Raw genomic sequence first — 344 nt, forward strand, 5'->3', positions numbered from 1 at the left:
CGATCAGCCGCACGCCGTACTCGGTGCTGAATGCCAGACCTTTCAAAATATGGATTGCCTTCACCAGACTTGAGTTAAGTGCGGCGCTGGATTTCGGATTCTCAGATATATCATCCATTATTTTTCTTCCAACTTCTCTATTTTGAAAGAAATATATAATTTCTTCCAGATTTGGAAATTATAATTTGCATTCCTGCAGAATTTTCCGCCAACTGGAACCGTCGCCAATGGGAAGGTCCGGCAAGCTATTGCAACCAATGCTGTAAGCGGGTCGGCGGTTTTAACTTGACGTAATGGGGAACGCTGCGGCTGCGTTAGCGGCTGGATAGTCACGTGTTCAAAAG

General features: G+C 45.6%; 1 protein-coding gene. It reads right to left on the reverse strand.

The window, feature by feature from the left end; translation table 11 throughout:
* Window positions 1–117 precede the first annotated feature (117 nt).
* Window positions 118–344: hypothetical protein (locus SB822_RS55655; protein WP_410858918.1), on the reverse strand; the 227-nt coding region annotated here is incomplete at its 5' end.

It is taken from the genome of Paraburkholderia sp. SIMBA_054 (assembly GCF_046534875.1).
Classification (GTDB): domain Bacteria; phylum Pseudomonadota; class Gammaproteobacteria; order Burkholderiales; family Burkholderiaceae; genus Paraburkholderia; species Paraburkholderia hospita.